Below are 21,785 nucleotides of genomic sequence, written 5' to 3'. Positions count from 1 at the left end.
AAGTGTGCTCTCGCCCTGAGGAGGCTATTGACTCTTATGACATAACTCAATAAGTTAAGATTATCAGGTGTAAGGAAACACTTTATGACTACTAAAATTGAGAAAACAATAATTGGTTTTTTTTCTGAGGCAAAAGATGTATGTGGCTCTGAAGGACTTTTTCAATCAATTTTTTACCATCAGTGTAGATTAAATTACAAGCAAGATCAGATTCGAAGAGAAGAAGCTGTTGACGGTGGAAGAGTTGATTTTGTCATTGAGGAGACGGATCGATTAATCTCTATAGAGCTTAAAGCTGGTGCAAATGGGCATAGAAACTCACTAGCTAATATGAAAGAGGTTGAGAATACAGGGAAAGGTTTACAGCATGACATTGATAAGCTGCTAAGTCTTCAAAAGCAAACAGGTAAGCATGTTGAATCTTGGCTAGTATGCGTAGACCTTTTAGTACTAGGAATAGCTTTTTCTAAAAAAGATGTAGATAAATACTCTAGTGTATCCAATAAGCAAGGCGTTCACTTTGCTTACCTTGCTCAGTTAAATGATAATTGTGAAATATGGGAGAATGAAAAACGAAAAGAGCATAAACTTTGCATTCCAGATTGTACATCAAATATTTCTGCTCTTGCTCTTCTTAATATGAAATCCACTTGGACAGAGTTTTTTTATGAAGTCGCCACAGAGGAGGATAGTCCAGAGTGTGCTCATGTAGGTTTGCTTTATCATATACTTAGACGTAAAGGTCTAAAACATACTCAGCTAGCTTCAGAAGTTTTTTTTAATTGTAATAAATATGGAACACGCCAATATTATATTCCAGATATTGCAGTGTTTGGTGATAAATTCATCGGACAATTTCAACTTTTTGGAAATAACAAAAGAACGATTGAAAATGATAAGTATAAGTTACCTGAATTGGTTTCAATAATGGAATTCAAAGGAGGGAGAACATTTAAATCGAAAGGGATTAAATCTCGTCAAGAAGCTATCATTTCAGATGTCGAAAAACTATCATATCAGATTAAACCTATTGTTGAAGCCGCCTCTTTGAGTTTAAAAATTAACACTCAGCCTCACTATATAATGATAATAACTGATGATGATCCGAGGTTAAAGGTATGTATTGATGAACTGCGGCAAAAGCATGGGGAAATTATAGACATAAAATGGCAAGGATTATAGTCATTAAGTAATTTAACCTGATGAGTACACTTAGTGATAAGTCATGATATTTGTTGGCATGAAAAATAAAAAGGGTTAAGGATGAATACTAGTAACGAAAAACTAAAAGTCCATGATGATAGTCATGCTAGAGCGATATTAAAGGGGGAAATGAAAAAGGCTAGAGAGAACTATATCCTGATTAATAAACAATTCATGATTAAATTTAGGAAAAAGAAGAAAAGTAATAAAAATTTTTATGAACTGCAATGTTTGGTTAATGACCATGGACTTAGTGATACAATTTTCGATAAAATTGTTACAAAGCACTCATCAAAAAAAGAGGTGTCAGATTATATTTCATTGGGTTGGGTTAGTGTTGACGATTATGGGGTTTCATATTTAAAAGGAGAACGTTTATACCCAGTCTGTTGTCAATCAATTGACTCAACGGATCCTTTTGCTATTTTAGCAGAGAATAATTGCAATATTAGAGTGCTGTTTTATTTTACGGAGCACTCTTTAGTGAGAATGATGCGTAGGCATAGCCAGTATAGTATTAGTGCTTTAGTTGAACTGATAAGAGAGAATCTAGACCCGAAATTATTTTCAAATCAAATAAATAGCCTTAAATGTAATGATTATGTCATTGTCACTGGAAATGCCTATTGTCCTTTAACACATAATGGCAATGGAAACCCTGTTATTAAAACTTGGATTCCAAGGAGCTCTTGGACTTCTAGCAATGAAGATAAGCTATCTCAATTGGCAGATTTGTTATTAAAAATAAATGAAATAAGAATTATTCCTGAAGAGGAATTTAATCGTAGTGTCTATCTTATCGCTGAGTAACTCTAAAATTGAAATACGGAAGGTTATTGACAGATTGAGATTATCTAGATCGAGAATTCTTACTGATATTTCATGCTTGAAGATGTTGTGTTAGTCGAGTCAGGTTGATGTTATTATTGAACGCTATTTTAGGAAAAACCTTTGATAGTAATTAGATTTGTAACAATCTTATTTAATTATTTACCATGAAACCCTGATTTTCAATGTCCATTATAGATCTAATTTTGGTTTATGATAAGTGCGTAAAGGAGGGTAAAGTCTCGCATCTAGAGCTTTATTTGCTAAAAGCATTATCACTTTATCTAGCAGGTTGATGATCTCAGATTGGAATTTTCCTGTCTGAGTGAGTGAGGAAAACTCATCAACATCCATATCAAAAATTAGCCTAATCTCTTCAATCAGTAATATCTTATAAAAATGAATGAAATACTCAAGACTAAAGGTTTGCTCTTTGCCTCGTTCATTTATCTTCTTTGAATGGCACTTATAGTGTCTTTCAATTAAATTAATGCTTCGCTGAAAACTAACGTTTAGGTTTGCCACTGTAACTACCTCCTGAGCTAGAGCTTTTGCTACGGTTTTCTAACTTTAATAAAGCTAGATTTCGTTCAACTTCTTCTGAATGAGGATATTCAAGTAAACTACTTATTTCAGATGAATCAGAGTTATCATCAGTGCTTATGAGCTTTTCTAATCGCTGAATCATCATGATCACAGATGGCTTTTCTATTAGGCCTTCTATCTGAGCAAGATGGAAGATCCCGTTTTCAATAAAATGGATATCAGTGGTTGGATTTTCATGTTTAATTCTCATTATTTATTCTCTTAAATAAATTTTTCTTGATGACTTTTGATAGCATGTTTAATTCAGGATCTAAGCCTAAAATAATCTTCTGATTAGTACTAAGCTCATAAGCATTAGATAAGCAAGTTAGAGCCTTTTTTATATTATTTATATTATTTTTATTCATTTTATTCTGTCCTCTTTTATATCATCGTTACACAAAAAATCATTTATGCAATAGCGTAATGAAAATTATGGTTTTCCGATTCTGTTCGATATTTTTGCATTTGAATCGATGTTATTTTTCTGCTCAAATGACTTTATTTCATCTAATAGAGCCGTTTTTACGCCTTCAGGGAGTTCATTTATCATCTCAAGCTGAAATAGAGTCAGAGAGGCTGTTTCTTGACTTGGATGGAGTTGCCAAATATCTATCGCTTCGAGCATCTTCTTCTGTTTTTCTTCTGTAGCATTATTGATTGCATCAAGCTGTTCAGATAGAAGGGCTATGCTTTGCGATAGTTCATTTGATTTGTCTTGTAGCATGTTAAATCGAGATTGGGTACGCATGTGTATGGGCAAGTTCTCTTCGATCATACCAACAATATTTTTGAACTCTTTTCGCTCACTTCCCTCAAGAAACCTGATGCCTATGCCATGTAAGTCAAAGACTTGTGTTTGTAAATGTTGTATGAACATGAGCTGGAGGATCTGGCCGCAAGCTACTAATATTTGTGGCGGTAATTTTTTAGACGGTTCTATGGACAACAACTCTGGAAATTGATCAGAGTAATGGGCTTTAGCCTGTTGTTGAGCAAAAGAGATGTACTGTTGCGACCAAGGAGTATTAGCGTTTGGCGATATAAATACATGGGCGTTTAGACCAGTTTCCAGATCATCACTCATCCCTTCATCAGCGTGCAACGCTGCTAGCTCAATCTTCGCACCATCAAAGTTGTTTTCAAAAAAGCTAACACAAGCTTCAAGCATCTCTTTCTTACCAATTTCCTTAAACTCTCCGTGTCGATGAGGGATCTTGAATACTTGTTCTGAGATAGTAGTGGAATTGATATTCTTTACTGTTCGGCATTCTCTTGATTCAAGCAACGCTTGGTGCTTTTGTCGATGAGATAGGTAATTGTCAAATACTCTTAGCTTGTTTTCTTGATGTTTTTGGCTTAATCCTAGTAGTTCGTATTGCCTCAAAAGGTAAGCTTTCAATTTAGAAACAGAAGCACTATGTGCTTTTTCACCGAGATCTAAAGATTTATTCTGATGTAATTCAAGCTTGGATATCTGCTCAACAAACTTAGCATGATTATGATGGCTTGCTGGTAATAGCTTTTTCAATTTACAAAAATAACTGCTTCGATAGCGTGAATACTTAGCTAATTCCTTTTTGTGTTTATCATCAGACTTGTTGTTAGATATCAGCTTAACTTCGTCAAAAAATGATAAATATTGCTCTCTGTTTTTTACAAAATCCTGATGAGTTAAGTAAATACCATCTGCATAGTAGATGTTTTTATGTGATTGATTATCTAGCCATTCTTCACAACGATTTTTTTCTTTGCGAGCACTGTGTGTCAATGAAGTATTAAGGGCATTTAAGCTCAGTTCCCCGTTGTTTCTATGGTTATAATTCATACTTGAGTAGCGCACGGTGATATTTCGTTTGTAATGTATCCCATTTGTCTGGTTGTTATGTCTAAAAATCTTAGCGAGATCTTTGCGATAAGCGAAGTTGTTGAGAACTCTATTCTTTGATTTGGATGTTGATGCAGACCTACTTGCTGCATGTTTGATAAGTTTATCAAACTCTAATTGCTCTTTTTCTGCTAGAAGTTTTACTTGTTGGTCTTCTGCCGCTTTTATTGAGGCTCGTGATTTAAGTTTGGCAATTTCACGTATACCACGTTCATAATCTACCTCATTTTTAGTTTTTTTCTCACTGTCATTTTTCATTATTACTCCTACTTAATTGGCAAATATCAATCAGAGCAACCTTTGTTACTTTTGTGAAAGTAAACCGAAACTACTTATACAAACTTGTGCGTATAATCGAAAACTTGTTTTGAGAGAAGTAGTTATATCGGGTTTCCTTTGTTAATCTCTAATCATTGCTTACTTAAGTTGTAACATAAGTCCGATAGATTAAAAGAGTGAGAAATGAATTTTGGAATAAAGTCATTAGGTATTGGTTTATTTATTGTTTGTAAACTTTTTTAGCTTAGTTGAAGAATGTGTTTAAAATAAAAATGTGTTTACTTGGTATAACAAAGGCGCAAAGTGAAAAATTCATAATTGATATATTTTTTTGTTAAAAAATGTTAATGATGGATTGATAAAACTATTTGGTGAAATGGTGAAATGGTGAAATGATGGAATTATTTTTATTGTGTACCATCAGCTCTCATGAATATAAATCAGAGATGTTTTAATGTTGAGCTTTTAAAGTGCTTTTGCTTTTACCACAGATAAGGCTTTTGCTCTTATTGTATTAGATATGGTTAATGTTTATTGTTTCTCGTTACTATTAATTAAATAAATTGATCTAACATTTTAAAAATTCAGGGCGATGATTTTATATTTTATTATTTTTATAACTTATATGTGTTTTTCATAACTTATCAGGCATGGTTTTCAACTATTTTTTAGTTTTAAATCAATTGCTTGCATTTCTGTGTATGTTCTGCTAAACGCCTTTTGTGTTTTCTTAAACGCCCAAAATATTCTCTTAAACGCCTATTCCGTTCTCTTAAACGCCTTTTGTATTCTCTTAAACGCCTTCCTGAAAAAAAGTTCAAGGGGCTATTGAAACATTATTTTTTTATGCGACAGTATAAATATGAGCACGTTAGCGAGGAAAATATGCAAAAAATTAGAACTAGAAATGGCAAAGAATACTATGTGAATATTGACGCTGGTGAGTTTGAGATCCCGCAGCTATTTTTGGAGACACCGCTTTTCTTACCCGAAAGTAGAAAGAAAAAGGATCAAATTGGGATTGGCTATAGTGATGATGAAAGGAGATATCAAGATGTTGAGCATGATGTTTCCCTTTCTAACGGCTTAGAAACGATGACAATTAGTGGTCCACAGTTGAATCTGTTACGAGATTACCCTGTTTTTCATTACATATTTTCTCAAATTGACAGTTTTAGTGAGCATAGCGGTAAGTTAAGTTTTTCTGCATCTAAACTCATCAAAGCCTGCTGGCCAAGGCATAAAGTTAACGACACACCTGTCAAGATGCGCCAGACATTCAGGAATGAGCTTAGAGATGTACTTCTAAAGCTCAATAAATGCCAAATTAGCTATAGACTAAATGACGATAGTTGGGGAGCAATGACTCTCATTTCTGATTTTCACTATGACTCTCAGAGTGATAATTGCACCATACATGTATCGCCAAAATTACAAGTTCTTGCGCAACTTGCTAAAAAGCAAAAGTCTAGTTTGACAACTTTTTTATCTATTAACTCACAAGCAGGACGGTTCGCTTACTTAACTTACGTTTCTAACAATTGGAAAACGAACAATAAAAAAGCATCAGTGAATGAGTTTACCCTCAGCGTTGCTACGATTTTGAAATCTTTTGGTAAAGAATTGTTGCTTACTGATAAAGAGTTGAAAGACCTTGATGAGAAGCTAAGTAAGAAAGGCTCAAAAGTAGTCAATTGCAGTAATGAAAAGGCAGAGTTAACTTACAACCGTAATAATATAAAGTTGTTTAAGCGAGGACTGAAAGAGCTTCAGGAACTAGGTATGATCCACAGTTTTGAACATATTGATCATAGCTGTGAAATTGATGGGAAAATTAAAATAATTCGTTCAATAACAAAGGCTTACTAGCATTTGGATTGAGTGTATCTAAATAGAACAAAGAAGATGGTTGTCGAATAGCGATGCTAGTTCTTATACAATACAGTACATGCAAATTTTTGATTTAATGGATGTCCGCGATGTATGAACAAGCCCTATTAGAACCAATCCTTTCTTTTTTGAAATGTAAAACACCCGATGAGTGGGTTACAGAGGCAATTAAACCTGAAAATTTATCTACGATTTTACGTGATCATCTAGTTTGCGAGTTAAAAGCAGCTCAGAGTGCAGTAACTCTCATGAGAAAATATGCCGTTGATAAAGAAAGTGCTATTCGCTTATCTGACTGGGTTAGACCATATGCTGACTATGCTTATAAAAAAATTGGAGGGATTGAGTCACTTAGGGTAAAAAATAATGTAATCAAGCAGGTAACTGTTCGTGAGGATTCTGATTATGGGCAAGAATTAGTTGATAGAATGATGTTACTTATAAAGGAAGAGTTACATCACTTTTATCAAGTGATTGAGCAAATGGAGCAAAAAGATATTCAATACGAATTGATTGATGCAGGTCGATACGCTAAAGGCTTGCTTAAGCATGTTAAGCCATTCGAACCTGATGCATTAGTTGATAAATTGATTATAGGGGCATTTATTGAAGCTCGATCATGTGAACGTTTTGCTAAGCTTGCTCCACATTTAGATGCAGAACTAGGGAAGTTTTATGTTTCTCTATTACGTTCAGAAGCCCGTCATTATCAGGATTATCTTGACCTCGCTGAAATGATTTCAGACAAAGATATTTGCGCAAGGGTATCATTTTTTGCAGATATTGAAGCGGAGCTTATTCTGTCACCAGACCAAGACTTCAAATTTCATAGCGGGAAGCCAATAAATTAAATTTAATTATTATTTACCTGTTAATCAGTTACTTATTAATGTATGCACACCTATGCTTAAAGTGAGTTAAAAGCCGCTCAGACAGCGATTTTTTTGCTACGAAAATATGCGTTAGATAAAGACAGTGGTCGAGCTCTGTTGGCGTGGGCTAAACCCTATGAAGAGTTTATTTATTCGCAAGAACATGATGTGGAGAGTTTTTTAGCCCGTGATGTGAAAAAGAATGAGCTGGTAACTGACCTTACACCTAAGCCCAACTTTAAGTTTGCTGCGAATTTAGTTTCACCTTTAATCCGCTTGATTAAAGAAGAGTTTCATCATTTTGAACAAGTATTGGATTTAATGCACAAGCGCAGTATTGATTACCGCAATATTCGCGCGGGTCGTTATGCCAAGGGCATGATGAGTCATGTGACAACCCATGAGAAAGATATTTTGCGGGATAAGTTGATTGTAGGAGCATATATTGAGGCTCGCTCGTGCGAGCGCTTCGCTAAACTCGCGCCTTATTTAGACGGTGAGCTGAGTAAGTTTTATGTGTCACTGCTGCGCTCTGAAGCTCGACATTATCAAGATTATCTTGCGTTAGCTCAGTTGGTTTCACCTGAGGATATTAGCGAGCGAGTGAAGTACTTTGGCGAGTTAGAAGCGGAGTTGATTTTGGCGCAGGATGATGAGTTTCGTTTCCACAGTGGGTCGCCTCTATTAAATTAATTTGAACGGTTTTGCTTCCCCAAACGAGTAGAGTTAAGTCCATATAGCTGAAACGATTAACGGTTCTAAAAAACCGTTAATCACAGTATTTTCAAGCTATTAAAGCTAAAAATTTAAGCTATTTAAGCTTAAGTAACGCTAAATGAGGCCTACTTAAGCCAATGCCTTTAGGTCATCATAGGGTCGAAGGGTAAGGACTGTAAATTAATCCCTTCAGCGCTCACACTGAGCACACTGCCTTGTTCATACCAATCGCCAACCACTATACGCTTACAGCCATTAGCAAGTTGATGAATGGCTGGTCTGTGGGTATGACCGTGGATCATATGCTTAGTGTGTGTCTTGGCAAATAACACATCGACCGCATTGGGCTCTACATCCATGATAGTGTAGCTTTTTTGCTTATTGCTGTTCTTGCTCTTACTGCGAATTTTATCAGCAATGCCCTGACGGGTTTTCTTGGATAAACAACCATACAGCCAACGAGACAGCGATAAACTGCGCAGTTTTCGAAAGCGTTGGTAGGCCTTATCTAAAGTACATAAGCTGTCGCCGTGCAAAATTACAGTGTCGACACCGTATAAATTGAGGCGAGTGACTTCGGGTAAAATTTGCATGCCTGCGGCGCGCGCAAATTGTTTGCCTAGCATGAAGTCACGGTTGCCATGGATAAAATACACGGGTAACTTTTGTGATACTTGCTTGAGTTTTTCGGCGATGTCTAGGGCAAAAGGCAAGGCAATATCATCACCAACCCAGACTTCAAACAAATCGCCTAGGATATAAAGGGCGTCAGCATCATCGAGTTCAGTGTCGAGAAAGCGAGTGAACGCTTGGGTGATATCAAGGCGATCTGCACTCAGGTGCAGATCGCCTATAAATAGAGTTCGCATTCGCCGTATTATGCCGCGACGCTGACTTTTTCAATCACAATGGCTTCTAATGGCACATCTTGATGCATACCACGGTTGCCAGTGCTAACGGCCTTGATTTTTTCGATAATGTCCATGCCTTCAACGATTTCGCCGAATACGCAGTAGCCCCAGCCCTGTGAGGTTTCTGATTTAAAATCGAGGAAAGTGTTGTCGTTCACGTTAATGAAGAACTGCGCAGTAGCTGAATGTGGATCTGAAGTACGCGCCATCGCGACAGTACCAGTACGGTTTGATAAACCGTTATTGGCTTCGTTCTTCACTGGCTCGTTACAACGCTTTTGGCTCATGTCTTCGTTGAAGCCACCACCTTGGATCATGAAACCGTCTATCACACGGTGGAAGATAGTGCCGTCGAAGAAACCTTCGTCAACATATTTCATGAAGTTTGCTACTGTTAACGGCGCTTTCTCAGCGTTCAGTTGCAGTTTAATGTCGCCCAAATTAGTGTGTAATGTGATCATGTTTTCATACTCAGTGTAAATAGTGGCGCGATTCTAACTTATCTCGGATTGCGCGCAAAGTGCAGTATTCAAAACCTGTCAGGCCGTGATAGACTGACTCCTTGATTTTACACCTGAATGTATCATTGAAGAGAATATCGATGTTGAAGATTTACAACAGTATTACCCGCCAAAAACAGGAATTTAAGCCAATTAATCCCGGGAAAATCGGGATGTACGTGTGTGGTGTGACCATATACGATCTCTGTCATATTGGTCATGGCCGTACTTTTGTTTCCTTCGACATGATAGTGCGCTACCTGCGTTACGCGGGTTATGAAGTGAATTTTCAGCGCAATATTACTGATGTTGATGACAAAATCATCAAGCGCGCTAACGAGAATAACGAAAGCTGTGAAGCCTTAACCGAGCGTCTTATTGGTGAAATGCACCAAGACTTCGATGCCTTAAATATGTTGCGCCCCGATTTTGAACCGCGCGCGACCCTTCACATTGCTGAAATCATCGACATGGTTGAGTTATTACTCGCCCGTGGCCATGCCTATGTGGCGAGCGATGGTGATGTGCTTTTCAGTGTGGCCTCATATCCTGATTATGGCCGTTTATCGGGCCAGAATTTAGATCAACTGCAAGCTGGTGCTCGGGTTGAAGTGGACGAAACCAAGCAAAATCCAATGGATTTTGTGTTGTGGAAAATGTCGAAACCTGGTGAACCAACGTGGGAATCCCCATGGGGACCGGGTCGTCCTGGCTGGCATATCGAATGTTCGGCCATGAACAGCAAACATTTAGGTCTGCATTTTGATATCCATGGCGGCGGCTCTGACTTACAGTTCCCACATCATGAGAATGAAATCGCTCAGTCTTGCTGTGCCCATGACACGCCATACGTCAACTATTGGATGCACACTGGCATGGTGATGGTTGACCGTGAAAAGATGTCTAAGTCCTTAGGCAACTTCTTCACCATTCGCGATGTACTTGGTCACTATGATGCTGAAACTGTGCGTTATTTCCTGTTATCTGGCCATTATCGTAGCCAACTGAACTATTCAGAAGATAACTTGAAACAAGCTCGCTCAGCCTTAGAGCGTTTGTATACCGCGATTAAAGATGTCGACTTAACTGTCGTTGCAGCGCCTGCAGAAGAGTTTATTGCTAAGTTTAAAGCGGCGATGGATGATGACTTTAATACACCTGAAGCCTATTCCGTTCTATTTGATATGGTGCGTGAAATCAATCGTTTAAAACTGACCGATATGGCACAGGCATCGGCATTAGCGGTCACCTTGAAGCAATTAGCGGATGTGTTAGGTCTATTAAGCCAAGAGCCAGAGGCCTTCTTTCAAGGCGGCGGTAGTGACGATGAAGTGGCCGAAATCGAAGCCTTAATCGTTGAGCGTAACCGTGCTCGTACCGAAAAGGATTGGGCTGCTGCGGATGTGGCGCGTAATCGTTTAGATATTTTGGGCGTTGTGCTTGAAGATGGTCCAAGTGGCACCACTTGGCGTAAGAAATAAGCTTATTCGCTATATTTTTAATTCAAGAAAATCTTCAGTAAATAAAAAACCTGCATCATGCAGGTTTTTTTATGCTTGCTAGAACCTAGAACCTAGAACCTAGAACCTAGAACCTAGAACCTAGAACCTAGTCATGATACTGCTCAGCGGCATATAAGGTGTTTTCTAATAGGCTTGCAATCGTCATCGGGCCAACACCGCCGGGGACTGGAGTGATAAAGCTGGCATTTTGCGCTGCAATGTCATATTGCACATCGCCGACTAAGGTGCCGTTATCTAAACGGTTAATTCCCACATCTATTACAATCGCGCCGGGCTTGATCCACTCACCAGGAATAAAGCCTGGTTTACCCACCGCAACGACCACGAGATCTGCCTGACGGATTTTTTGCTCGAGATTCTTAGTGAAGCGGTGGCAAGTAGTGGTGGTGCAGCCAGCAAGCAGCAACTCTAAGGTCATTGGGCGGCCGACAATATTCGATGCGCCAACCACAACAGCATCTAAACCATAGGTATCAACGCCGGTGGATTTGATGAGTGTCATTATGCCCATTGGGGTGCAAGAGCGCAGCACCGGAATACGCTGGGCTAAACGGCCGACGTTGTACGGGTGAAATCCATCGACATCTTTATCTGGGCGGATACGCTCGATGACTTTTGAGTCTTCGATATGTGCGGGTAATGGCAGTTGCACTAAGATGCCATCAATTGTCGGATCATCATTAAGACTATCAATCAGGTTGAGTAATTCATCTTCAGTGCAGTTTGTTTCTAAATCGTATGAACGAGAAATAAATCCAACTTCTTCACAAGCCTTACGTTTACTGCCAACATAAACTTGTGATGCCGGATCGGCTCCCACTAATATTACGGCTAAACCCGGTACGCGTTGTCCAGCCTCTTTGCGGGCGGTGACTTTTTCGCTGAGCTTAGTGCGGATGGATTGAGCAATCGCCTTGCCGTCGATTATTTGGGCTGTCATGGGTGTAGGATATCCTTTATATGGGCGATGGTGAAAACAGTAGTTAACACAGAGATTGGCAATCGTGGCTATTTTAACAGGGCACAGCTACTGTGTCATGGTTAAAGCCGTTGCCAAGTGGATAAAAAAAAACAGATTAGCCTGATAATTCAGCACCTAGAGTCGAACGATAAAAAAATCGTTGACGGGTGTAAAGTGAGGGGATAAGATGCGCTCCGTTCTCAGGCAGATGTGTTCATCTTGCGCTGAAACTGTCATATAAGACCTTCGGTGATTAGCGCAGTCCGATAGTGCATCCAGATTTTGGATGAGAGCGGGCCAGAGGGAACCCTCTGAGTTGATACCAAGTAAAATGTAAGACCTTCGGTGATTAGCGCAGTCCGGTAGCGCATCTGGTTTGGGACCAGAGGGTCAGAGGTTCGAATCCTCTATCACCGACCACTTTATTGTCGTTTGCTTCAATGAATTCAAAAATAATTTGAACTAAAATAGGCAAATGATAGGGTTAGCATAAATGCTTTCCAAATCGGTTAGGATACAGAAAATTCTGTAAACCATGCGCCCGTAGCTCAGTTGGATAGAGCACCCGCCTTCTAAGCGGGTGGTCGCAGGTTCGAATCCTGCCGGGCGTACCAGTTTCAGTGGTGATTGTAGCTCAGTTGGTAGAGTCCCGGATTGTGATTCCGGTTGTCGTGGGTTCGAGCCCCATCAGTCACCCCATTTTTAGTACTTTGAGTACAAATTAAAAAAAGCGACCTTGTGTCGCTTTTTTTATACCCCAGATTCGGCTGTTGAGGCTCGACTCTGCAGAAAACGGTGGCTATAATGTCGCGTCTTGATAGATATCAACTATGAGCGACCTGTGCCTAAAGCCAGTTGTGGTGGGCATTGTAGTCAAATTTAATGATCAAGAAACGAATACCTGAATAGTTGATGAATCGGCTATTACAAAGGACGTTAGACAAATTTCGAGGTAAAACAATGCAAGTTTCTGTTGAAGCAACCCAAGGCCTAGAGCGTCGCCTGACCATTTCTGTTCCTGCTGAACAAATTGAAAAGCTGGTTAAAGACAGTTTACAACGTGAAGCTAAGCGTGCTCGTATCCCAGGTTTCCGTCCTGGTAAAGTGCCTGTTACTGTTATAAACAAACGTTACGGCGCAGCGATTCGTCAAGACATCATGGGTGAAGTGATGCAACGTAACTTCATCGAAGCAATTATTGCTGAGAAGTTAAACCCAGCGGGTGCACCGACTTTTGTTCCTGGTTCTACTGATGGCGAAAAATTCGAATTTATCGCTACCTTTGAAATCTATCCAGAAGTTGAGCTGAAAGGCTTAGATGCAATCGAAGTAGAACAGCCAAAAGCTGAAGTGACTGACGCTGACGTTGACACTATGATTGAAACCTTACGTAAACAACACGCTACTTTCGCTGCTGTTGAGCGTGAAGCTGCTGATGGCGACAAAGTGAAAATGAACTTTGTTGGCTCAGTTGACGGTGAAGAATTTGAAGGCGGCAAAGCTGATGATTTCGAACTGCAATTAGGTAGCGGCCGTATGATCCCTGGTTTTGAAGCAGGTATCTTAGGTCACAAAGCGGGCGAAGAATTTGTTATCGACGTGAACTTCCCTGAAGAATATCACGCTGAAAACCTGAAAGGTAAAGCGGCTAAGTTCGCGATTACGCTGACAGAAGTGCAAGCGGCTAACCTGCCAGAAGTAAACGATGAGTTTGCTGCTCTGTTTGGTATCAGCGAAGGTGGCTTAGAAGCCCTTAAAACTGAAATCCGTAAAAACATGAACCGTGAACTTGAGCAAGCGTTAAAAGCTAACGTGAAAGAGCAAGTGATCAATGGTCTGTTAGCTAACAACGATATCACTTTGCCAAAAGCATTGATCGATGGCGAAGTTAACGTTCTGCGTCAACAAGCCATGCAACGTTTTGGCGGCCAATCGGCTAACATGCCAGAACTGCCAGCTGAATTGTTCACTGAACAAGCTGCACGTCGTGTTAAAATCGGTCTGTTATTAGGCGAAGTCATCAAGACTAACGAACTGAAAGCGGAAGATGAACGCGTACAAGGCTTGATCGCTTCTATGGCTTCAGCCTACGAAGATCCAAGTGAAGTGGTTGCTTATTACAACAGCAACAAAGAGCTGATGCAAAACATGCGCAACGTTGCTTTAGAAGAGCAAGCGGTTGAAGCACTGTTGAAATCTGCCAAAGTGACCGAAAAACAAGTCGCTTTTGAAGAATTTATGAACAAGGCTACCGGTCGCGCATAAGCTAAGCTTGACTTGATTAGCTGTTCGCCATTTATAATGGCTCGTATGAGGCTCCTCATGCGAGCCATTTTTATTTAGGGAAGTGAATAATGCATAATGCGTCAGACATACAAAGTGCTTTAGTGCCTATGGTGATCGAACAGACTGCTAAGGGTGAACGCTCATACGATATTTATTCTCGTTTGTTGAAAGAGCGGATTATCTTTTTGGTAGGTCAAGTTGAAGAACACATGGCAAACCTTATCGTGGCGCAACTATTATTCTTAGAATCAGAAAGCCCAGATAAAGATATCTTTTTATACATTAACTCCCCTGGTGGTTCTGTCACCGCAGGCATGGCGATTTATGATACCATGCAGTTTATCAAACCGAATGTTAGCACTGTCTGTATCGGCCAAGCCGCCAGTATGGGCGCTTTCTTGTTAGCCGGTGGTGAGAAGGGTAAGCGTCACTGTTTACCAAACTCTCGCGTGATGATCCATCAACCTCTGGGTGGTTTCCAAGGTCAAGCATCAGATATTGCTATTCATGCCAAAGAAATCTTAGGCATTAAAAATAAGCTTAACCTAATGCTCGCTGAACACACAGGTCAACCGCTCGAAGTGATTGAACGCGATACCGATCGTGACAACTTCATGAGTGCAACTCAAGCCGTCGAATATGGCTTAGTTGACTCTGTGATGACGAAACGTGGCTGATTTTTGCTTTTGACTGAGCTATGCTTTGTAAAAGTTAAGCAAATTTAAGACAGGCAGTAGAGCAGACTGCAAATGAGGTAATTAATGGGCGACAACAAAAATAATGGTGACAGCGGTAAATTGCTGTACTGCTCTTTTTGCGGAAAGAGCCAGCATGAAGTCAGAAAACTCATTGCTGGCCCATCAGTGTATGTATGCGACGAATGTGTTGAGTTATGTAACGACATCATTCGTGAAGAGATTAAAGAAATCTCTCCAAAGCGTGATAGCGATAAATTACCGACACCACATGAGTTGCGTGCACATTTAGACGATTATGTTATTGGCCAAGACAGAGCGAAAAAAGTGCTTTCTGTGGCAGTGTATAACCACTATAAGCGTTTAAAAAATGCATCGCCTAAAGATGGTATCGAGCTGGGCAAGAGTAATATTTTGCTTATCGGTCCAACGGGTAGCGGTAAAACCCTACTGGCTGAAACCCTTGCGCGCTCACTCAATGTGCCTTTCACTATGGCAGATGCTACTACGCTGACTGAAGCGGGTTATGTGGGTGAAGACGTTGAAAACATCATTCAAAAGTTGCTGCAAAAGTGCGACTACGATGTTGAGAAGGCGCAGCGTGGTATCGTTTATATCGATGAAATCGATAAAATTAGCCGTAAGTCAGACAATCCATCAATCACCCGTGACGTATCGGGTGAGGGTGTACAGCAAGCGCTGCTTAAGCTGATTGAAGGTACTGTTGCCGCGGTTCCACCACAAGGTGGCCGTAAGCATCCACAGCAAGAATTCTTACAAGTCGATACTTCTAAGATCCTGTTTATCTGTGGTGGTGCGTTTGCAGGGCTTGAGAAAGTGATTGAGCAACGTGCGCACGTTGGCTCGGGTATTGGTTTTGGTGCACAGGTGAAAGGCGAGAAAGAGAAGGCGACGATTTCTGAAACCTTATCACAAGTAGAACCTGGCGATTTAGTCAAATACGGTTTAATCCCTGAGTTTATTGGTCGTCTACCAGTGGTTGCGACTCTGACTGAGCTGGATGAAGAAGCTTTAGTACAAATTCTATCTCAACCTAAAAATGCCCTAACTAAGCAATACAGTGCGTTATTTGAGATGGAAGGGGTTGAGCTTGAGTTCCGCGAAGATGCGCTTAAAGCGATTGCTCACAAAGCCATGTCTCGCAAGACAGGTGCCCGTGGCCTACGCTCCATCGTTGAAAGTATTCTGCTGGATACCATGTACGATATCCCATCCGTTGACGGTGTGGTGAAGGCCGTTGTGGATGAATCAGTCGTGAAAGGGGAATCTGCCCCAATCTTGATTTACGAGCACAATGAGGCCCAAGTGGCATCAGGCGAACAATAATTGTACTGATCGCTAATAAACTGAAAAACAAGGAGTCCAATGGACTCCTTTTTTCGTATTAGCCATTGAAACTCCATAAAGCGTCCCAATATACTCCAGTATTAATCCATTTCACCAAAACGGAATCGAACTATGACCCAAGAGCGTGAAGCGCATATCGAACTCCCCGTGCTGCCACTGCGAGATGTGGTGGTCTATCCCCATATGGTAATTCCGTTATTTGTCGGACGAGAAAAATCTATTCGATGTCTCGAAACGGCAATGGCGCAGGATAAGCAAATTATTTTAGTGGCGCAGCGTGATGCCGAGCTCGATGAACCATCAAAAGATGACATCTTCGAAGTGGGTACGGTTGCCTCTATTTTACAGTTACTTAAGCTGCCAGACGGTACAGTCAAAGTGCTGGTTGAAGGCGGTCGTCGCGCCCGTATTACCCGTTATACCCAAGAAACAGAATTCTTTGTGGCTAAAGCTGAGTATCTGGAATCAGAACCGCTGGAAGACAAAGAAGAAGAAGTGTTAGTGCGCAGTGCTATTGGTCAGTTTGAAGGTTATATCAAGCTGAACAAAAAGATCCCGCCAGAAGTCTTGACCTCTTTATCGGGTATCGATGAAGCGGCGCGTCTGGCCGATACTATGGCCGCACACATGCCACTTAAGCTTGAAGATAAGCAATCTGTGCTTGAGATGGTCAACGTCGGCGAACGTCTGGAATATCTAATGGCGATGATGGAATCGGAGATCGACCTATTACAGGTTGAGAAACGTATCCGGACTCGCGTTAAAAAACAGATGGAAAAGAGTCAGCGTGAGTACTATCTGAACGAACAGATGAAAGCCATCCAGAAAGAACTGGGTGACTTAGATGAAGGCCATGACGAATTTGAAGCCTTAAATCGTAAGATTGAAGAGGCTAATATGCCCGCTGAGGCGAAAGAGAAAGCCCTCGCCGAGCTTAACAAGTTACGCATGATGTCACCTATGTCGGCTGAAGCGACGGTTGTTCGCAGTTATGTCGATTGGATGACGGCTGTGCCTTGGAGCCAGCGTTCTAAAATCAAACGTGATTTAGCCAAAGCCCAAGAAGTACTCGACACCGATCATTTTGGTCTTGAAAAAGTCAAAGAACGTATCTTGGAATATTTGGCAGTCCAAAGCCGAGTGCGTCAGCTTAAAGGGCCAATCCTGTGTTTAGTGGGGCCACCAGGTGTGGGTAAAACCTCGCTAGGTCAATCGATCGCTAAGGCGACCGGTCGTAAGTATGTGCGTGTTGCCCTCGGTGGCGTGCGTGATGAAGCGGAAATCCGTGGTCATCGCCGTACTTACATTGGGTCTATGCCGGGTAAAGTCATTCAAAAGATGGCTAAAGTCGGCGTGAAAAACCCGTTATTCTTGCTCGATGAAATCGACAAGATGAGTTCAGATATGCGCGGCGATCCGGCTTCTGCTTTATTAGAAGTGTTAGATCCTGAGCAAAATGCGACCTTTAACGATCATTACCTCGAAGTCGATTACGACCTATCCGATGTGATGTTTGTTGCAACGTCAAACTCCATGGATATTCCTGGGCCACTTCTTGACCGTATGGAAGTCATTCGTTTGTCGGGTTACACCGAAGACGAGAAGCTGAATATTGCTAAGCAACATTTGCTGAATAAGCAAATTGAGCGCAATGGTTTAAAAGCCACTGAAATTAAAGTAGATGATAGTGCTATCGTTGGCATTATCCGTTATTACACCCGTGAAGCGGGTGTGCGTTCACTCGAGCGTGAATTGTCTAAGATTTGCCGTAAAGTCGTGAAAATGATTTTGCTCGATAAGTCTGTCAAGTCTGTGACTGTCAACCAAGAGAATCTTAAGTCTTTCCTTGGTGTGCAGCGCTTTGATTACGGCAAAGCCGAGTCTAAGAACCAAATCGGTCAAGTGACTGGCTTAGCGTGGACTCAAGTGGGCGGTGACTTACTGACGATTGAAGCAACCTCAGTGCCAGGTAAAGGGAAGTTAACCTATACCGGTTCCCTTGGCGACGTGATGCAAGAGTCGATTCAAGCAGCGATGACAGTTGTTCGCGCCCGTGCGGAACAATTAGGTATCAATGCTGATTTCTACGAGAAGCGTGATATCCACGTGCATGTGCCAGAAGGTGCGACACCCAAAGATGGTCCATCTGCAGGTGCGGCAATGTGTACCGCGTTAGTATCAAGCTTAACGGGTAACCCCGTGCGTGCTGATGTGGCCATGACAGGTGAAATAACCTTACGTGGTGAAGTGTTACCTATCGGTGGTTTGAAAGAAAAACTGCTAGCAGCACACCGCGGCGGCATAAAATTGGTGCTTATTCCAAAAGAAAATGAGCGCGATTTGGAAGAAATTCCTGCCAATGTGATTGCCGATTTAGAAATTCGTCCCGTGCGTTGGGTCGATGAAGTGTTAAAACTGGCCCTAGAAAGACCAGTGGAAGGCTTCGAAGTGGTTAAAAACTTGGCATAACGCAAGAAATTGCGCTATCACGTTAAAAAAAATGAAAAAAGGGGCTTAACAAAGCGCAGACCTGTGGTAGCCTAGGTCTGTGGAGAGCCAGCTGCTCCAAGCCCTTGGCGCAACTGGCTTTGAGCTGTATCCAGTTTTAATTCTTTGGTTTTCGAACTCAGCTTGAACTTTGAATTCAAGCTTGTTATAAAAGCCTCCGCAGACCGCTCTAGAGACGGATTTGGTTGCGGCGCAAAAAAATTACATTCAAGGGGATGACATGAACAAATCTGAACTAATCGAGAAAATCGCATCTGGTGCTGACATTTCTAAAGCCGCTGCTGGCCGAGCACTGGATTCTTTTATCGCTGCTGTGACCGAAGGTCTGAAAGAAGGTGATAAAATTTCTCTTGTTGGTTTTGGTACTTTTGAAGTGCGTGAACGCGCTGAGCGTACTGGTCGCAACCCACAAACGGGTGAAGAAATCAAAATCGCAGCAGCTAAAATTCCTGCATTCAAAGCTGGTAAAGCACTGAAAGACGCTGTTAATTAATCATTAATATCGTAGCCTTTGTAAGGCGTTCGTAATGACAAGCACTGTTTATCAGTGCTTTTTACGAATTGAAAGTAATGGAATATGAAGCTTAATTTCTACCATTACTCGGGGTTTTAGAATTTACCAGTGGTAGCGTCTGAATATTCCCCATAAATTACAGAAAGGCGCATCTCAACCTGATGCGCCTTTTTATTTTGTTAATCGCAACAAGCGAGAAATCTGATGTTAGAAAAGATCCGCGATGGTTCGCAAGGCGTGATTGCTAAAGGCATTCTCGTACTTGTGATTTTATCTTTTGCATTTGCAGGAGTCAGTAGTTACTTAGGTTCAACAACTGATGTGCCTGCGGCAGAAGTGAACGGTGACAAGATCACTAAAGCCGAGCTAGAGCAGGCGTACCAGAGCGAGCGCTCTCGCATGGAGCAACAGCTAGGTGAAATGTTTGCTGCGTTATCTGCTGACGAAAAATACTTACAAAGCATTAAGCAGAGCGTATTAGAACGCTTAGTGGCTGACAAGTTGATAGATCAAGCTGCTAAGGCTATGGGTCTACGTGTATCTGACGAGCAAATTGTTGCTGCAATGAGAGCTGAACCGGCATTTCAAACTGATGGCAAATTTGATAACGATCGTTATCAGGCGATTCTGCGTCAGTTAGGTTATCAGCCACAGACTTTCAGAGACATGATGCGTGTCGATATGACCCGTCGTCAGTTAACTGCAGCCCTTGTGGGTACTGAATTCGTGTTACCTGGCGAAGCTAAGCAATTGGCTGAGTTACAAGGCCAAACCCGTGATGTGCGCTATGTTGTTGTCGATTCTGCACCATTCTTAGCGACAGCGGTTGTGACTGACGAGCAAGTGAAAAACTATTACGACGCAAACCAAGGGCAGTTTATGAGCCCTGAGATGGTGAGCTTAGAATATGTTGAACTGAATGCTGCTGATTTTGCTAAAAATAATCCAGTTTCTGATGAAGAAGCACAAACGTATTACGAAGAACATAAAGCACAATATGTTTCTAACGAGAAGCGTCTTGCCGCGCATATTTTGGTTATGCCAGGTAACGATGAAGCGGCAGCAAAAGCCAAGGCTGAAGATCTCGCTAAGCAATTAGATAGCGGTGCCGATTTTGCTGATCTGGCTAAAGCTAACTCTGATGATACTTTGAGTGCAGAGCAGGGCGGTAAACTGGATTGGTTTGAACCTGGTGTAATGGACCCCACATTTGATGCCGCTTTATTTGCATTAAATAAAGGCCAACATTCTGCGGTGGTTAAAACAGACTTTGGTTTCCACATTATCAAGCTATTAGATGTGCAATCTGGCGCGACTGTACCGTTTGCTGATGTGAAAGCTAAGATAGTGGCTCAATTGCAAGATAAGAAAGCGGTTGACCAGTTCTATAGCTTACAAAGTAAATTAGCGGATACCAGCTATGAAGTGCCAGATACACTATCTGAAACCGCAAAAGCTGTTGGCGTTGATGTTAAGACTACAGCACTGTTTTCTCGCGATAACGCACCTGCTGAGCTAAACAAGCCTGACTTAGTTAAAGCGGCCTTCTCTGAAACTGTAATGCTGAAAGGTTTAAACAGTGAAGTGATTGAGCTTGAACCTAACCATGTGGTTGTTATCCGAGTGAAAGAACATCACGATGCGGGTACTTTGGCCTTAGCTGAAGTGAAAGCCAACATCACTGAGCGCTTGAAGCAAGATCAAGCAAACGAAGCCGCCCGTGCAAAAGCACAGGAGCTGATGGCACAAGTTAAAGCGGGTGCAACTGATCTTGGTTTAGTGTCTAAAGCGAAACTAGGCCGTGGCGCGCAAGACGTTGATGCTGCGATTGTAGGCAAAGCGTTCCAAATGCCAACACCAAGTACAACTCCTGTTGTCGATACCGTTGGTTTAGCAAACGGTTATGCTGTGGTTGCACTGGATAAAGTCAACGCTGCAGAAGGTGTGAGTGATGAGCTAGTTAATGCACTTAAACAACGTCTGAACGCACAATACAGTGAAGCAGACTACCGTGGCTTGATCGATTCGCTTAAAGCCAATGCCAAGGTGCTTTACCCTGTAGAAGAATAATTTCAGTGAGGATAGTGAGTTATTAAATTTACTATCCGACTGATTAAATAGAAAAGGCCAAGTGAGTTCACTTGGCCTTTTTGTTTTTTAATTCGATAAAGTTTACCAATGAAGTTCGAAGGATATCCACTATCGCAACACTGTCAGACTCCATATTCCATTACTTCAATCGCCACGTTACTGAATT

At 41.2% G+C, this 21,785-nt stretch carries 18 protein-coding genes, 3 tRNA genes and 1 pseudogene; 15 read left to right on the top strand and 7 right to left on the bottom strand.

All coding sequences use genetic code 11. The features are described 5' to 3' along the window. Nucleotides 1–84 precede the first annotated feature (84 nt). Complete coding sequence (locus L5M37_RS02315) at nucleotides 85–1,182, top strand: hypothetical protein (protein WP_263171038.1); 1,098 nt, start codon at nucleotides 85–87, stop codon at nucleotides 1,180–1,182. An 81-nt stretch (nucleotides 1,183–1,263) separates the two neighbouring features. Next, nucleotides 1,264–2,013, top strand: coding sequence for a hypothetical protein (locus L5M37_RS02310; RefSeq protein WP_263171039.1), 750 nt, complete (start codon nucleotides 1,264–1,266; stop codon nucleotides 2,011–2,013). Between the two features lie 210 nt (nucleotides 2,014–2,223). On the opposite strand, the gene L5M37_RS02305 is transcribed toward L5M37_RS02310, so the two are convergent. The 4 genes from L5M37_RS02305 to L5M37_RS02290 all read right to left on the bottom strand — a co-directional run bounded on the left by L5M37_RS02305 (nucleotide 2,224) and on the right by L5M37_RS02290 (nucleotide 4,762). Next, nucleotides 2,224–2,556 carry a hypothetical protein gene (locus tag L5M37_RS02305; protein WP_263199220.1) on the bottom strand — a complete coding sequence of 111 codons (333 nt, stop codon included), beginning with the start codon at nucleotides 2,554–2,556 and terminating at the stop codon, nucleotides 2,224–2,226. Beyond that, on the bottom strand, nucleotides 2,537–2,827 hold the full coding sequence (locus L5M37_RS02300) for a hypothetical protein (protein ID WP_263171044.1): 291 nt from the start codon (nucleotides 2,825–2,827) through the stop codon (nucleotides 2,537–2,539). The genes L5M37_RS02305 and L5M37_RS02300 overlap by 20 nt, the downstream gene beginning before the upstream one ends. Next, complete coding sequence (locus L5M37_RS02295; RefSeq protein ID WP_263171046.1) at nucleotides 2,817–2,984, bottom strand: hypothetical protein; 168 nt, start codon at nucleotides 2,982–2,984, stop codon at nucleotides 2,817–2,819. Before L5M37_RS02295 ends, L5M37_RS02300 begins: the two co-directional genes overlap by 11 nt. Before the next feature lie 65 nt (nucleotides 2,985–3,049). After that, a complete protein-coding gene (locus L5M37_RS02290; protein ID WP_263171048.1) occupies nucleotides 3,050–4,762 on the bottom strand; it encodes a hypothetical protein in 1,713 nt (570 codons plus the stop codon). 906 nt (nucleotides 4,763–5,668) lie between these two features. On the opposite strand from L5M37_RS02290, the gene L5M37_RS02285 reads away from it, so the two are divergent. The 3 genes and pseudogenes from L5M37_RS02285 to miaE (L5M37_RS02275) all read left to right on the top strand — a co-directional run. Then, a complete protein-coding gene (locus L5M37_RS02285; RefSeq protein ID WP_263171049.1) occupies nucleotides 5,669–6,652 on the top strand; it encodes a hypothetical protein in 984 nt (327 codons plus the stop codon). A 110-nt stretch (nucleotides 6,653–6,762) separates the two neighbouring features. Next, nucleotides 6,763–7,524, top strand: a complete 762-nt coding sequence (miaE, locus tag L5M37_RS02280) for a tRNA isopentenyl-2-thiomethyl-A-37 hydroxylase MiaE (RefSeq protein ID WP_107402168.1) — start codon at nucleotides 6,763–6,765, stop codon at nucleotides 7,522–7,524. Nucleotides 7,525–7,587: 63 nt separating this feature from the next. Further along, nucleotides 7,588–8,238, top strand: a pseudogene (gene miaE, locus L5M37_RS02275) (tRNA isopentenyl-2-thiomethyl-A-37 hydroxylase MiaE); the annotation flags it as partial. Between the two features lie 167 nt (nucleotides 8,239–8,405). Here miaE (L5M37_RS02275) and L5M37_RS02270 read toward each other — a convergent pair. After that, nucleotides 8,406–9,131, bottom strand: coding sequence for a UDP-2,3-diacylglucosamine diphosphatase (locus L5M37_RS02270; RefSeq protein ID WP_105252938.1), 726 nt, complete (start codon nucleotides 9,129–9,131; stop codon nucleotides 8,406–8,408). 8 nt (nucleotides 9,132–9,139) lie between these two features. Beyond that, nucleotides 9,140–9,634 (bottom strand): peptidylprolyl isomerase, encoded by a 495-nt coding sequence (locus tag L5M37_RS02265; RefSeq protein WP_198572192.1) that lies wholly within the window; start codon nucleotides 9,632–9,634, stop codon nucleotides 9,140–9,142. Between the two features lie 140 nt (nucleotides 9,635–9,774). On the opposite strand from L5M37_RS02265, the gene cysS reads away from it, so the two are divergent. After that, nucleotides 9,775–11,154 (top strand): cysteine--tRNA ligase, encoded by a 1,380-nt coding sequence (cysS, locus tag L5M37_RS02260; protein ID WP_105252936.1) that lies wholly within the window; start codon nucleotides 9,775–9,777, stop codon nucleotides 11,152–11,154. 127 nt (nucleotides 11,155–11,281) lie between these two features. Here the strand turns inward: cysS and folD are convergent, their stop codons facing one another. Beyond that, nucleotides 11,282–12,136, bottom strand: coding sequence for a bifunctional methylenetetrahydrofolate dehydrogenase/methenyltetrahydrofolate cyclohydrolase FolD (gene folD / locus L5M37_RS02255; protein WP_014610292.1), 855 nt, complete (start codon nucleotides 12,134–12,136; stop codon nucleotides 11,282–11,284). A 364-nt stretch (nucleotides 12,137–12,500) separates the two neighbouring features. Here folD and L5M37_RS02250 point away from each other — a divergent pair. The 9 genes from L5M37_RS02250 (at nucleotide 12,501) to L5M37_RS02210 (ending at nucleotide 21,598) form a co-directional block, all read left to right on the top strand. Beyond that, nucleotides 12,501–12,577 (top strand) — tRNA-Pro (locus L5M37_RS02250). A 117-nt stretch (nucleotides 12,578–12,694) separates the two neighbouring features. Beyond that, nucleotides 12,695–12,771 (top strand) — tRNA-Arg (locus L5M37_RS02245). Nucleotides 12,772–12,780: 9 nt separating this feature from the next. Beyond that, nucleotides 12,781–12,856: transfer RNA gene (locus tag L5M37_RS02240), tRNA-His, on the top strand. 261 nt (nucleotides 12,857–13,117) lie between these two features. Beyond that, on the top strand, nucleotides 13,118–14,422 hold the full coding sequence (gene tig, locus L5M37_RS02235; RefSeq protein ID WP_028760469.1) for a trigger factor: 1,305 nt from the start codon (nucleotides 13,118–13,120) through the stop codon (nucleotides 14,420–14,422). An 89-nt stretch (nucleotides 14,423–14,511) separates the two neighbouring features. Then, nucleotides 14,512–15,120, top strand: a complete 609-nt coding sequence (gene clpP / locus L5M37_RS02230) for an ATP-dependent Clp endopeptidase proteolytic subunit ClpP (protein ID WP_063883148.1) — start codon at nucleotides 14,512–14,514, stop codon at nucleotides 15,118–15,120. Between the two features lie 84 nt (nucleotides 15,121–15,204). After that, nucleotides 15,205–16,485 carry an ATP-dependent protease ATP-binding subunit ClpX gene (clpX, locus tag L5M37_RS02225; protein ID WP_028760467.1) on the top strand — a complete coding sequence of 427 codons (1,281 nt, stop codon included), beginning with the start codon at nucleotides 15,205–15,207 and terminating at the stop codon, nucleotides 16,483–16,485. A 132-nt stretch (nucleotides 16,486–16,617) separates the two neighbouring features. Continuing rightward, entirely contained in the window at nucleotides 16,618–18,975 is a 2,358-nt protein-coding gene (gene lon / locus L5M37_RS02220) for an endopeptidase La (RefSeq protein ID WP_105252934.1), read from the top strand. Between the two features lie 259 nt (nucleotides 18,976–19,234). Further along, nucleotides 19,235–19,507 carry a nucleoid-associated protein HU-beta gene (gene hupB, locus L5M37_RS02215; protein ID WP_006081127.1) on the top strand — a complete coding sequence of 91 codons (273 nt, stop codon included), beginning with the start codon at nucleotides 19,235–19,237 and terminating at the stop codon, nucleotides 19,505–19,507. A 225-nt stretch (nucleotides 19,508–19,732) separates the two neighbouring features. Beyond that, the gene (locus L5M37_RS02210; RefSeq protein ID WP_263199219.1) at nucleotides 19,733–21,598 is read left to right on the top strand and encodes a SurA N-terminal domain-containing protein; all 1,866 of its coding nucleotides are present in this window, start codon (nucleotides 19,733–19,735) and stop codon (nucleotides 21,596–21,598) included. Nucleotides 21,599–21,785: the final 187 nt, after the last annotated feature.

This window comes from Shewanella sp. SM69, from assembly GCF_025653985.1.
GTDB lineage: Bacteria > Pseudomonadota > Gammaproteobacteria > Enterobacterales > Shewanellaceae > Shewanella > Shewanella oncorhynchi.
The sequence above is the reverse complement of the archived record's forward strand: the minus strand, read 5'-3'. Positions and strand labels throughout refer to the sequence as shown.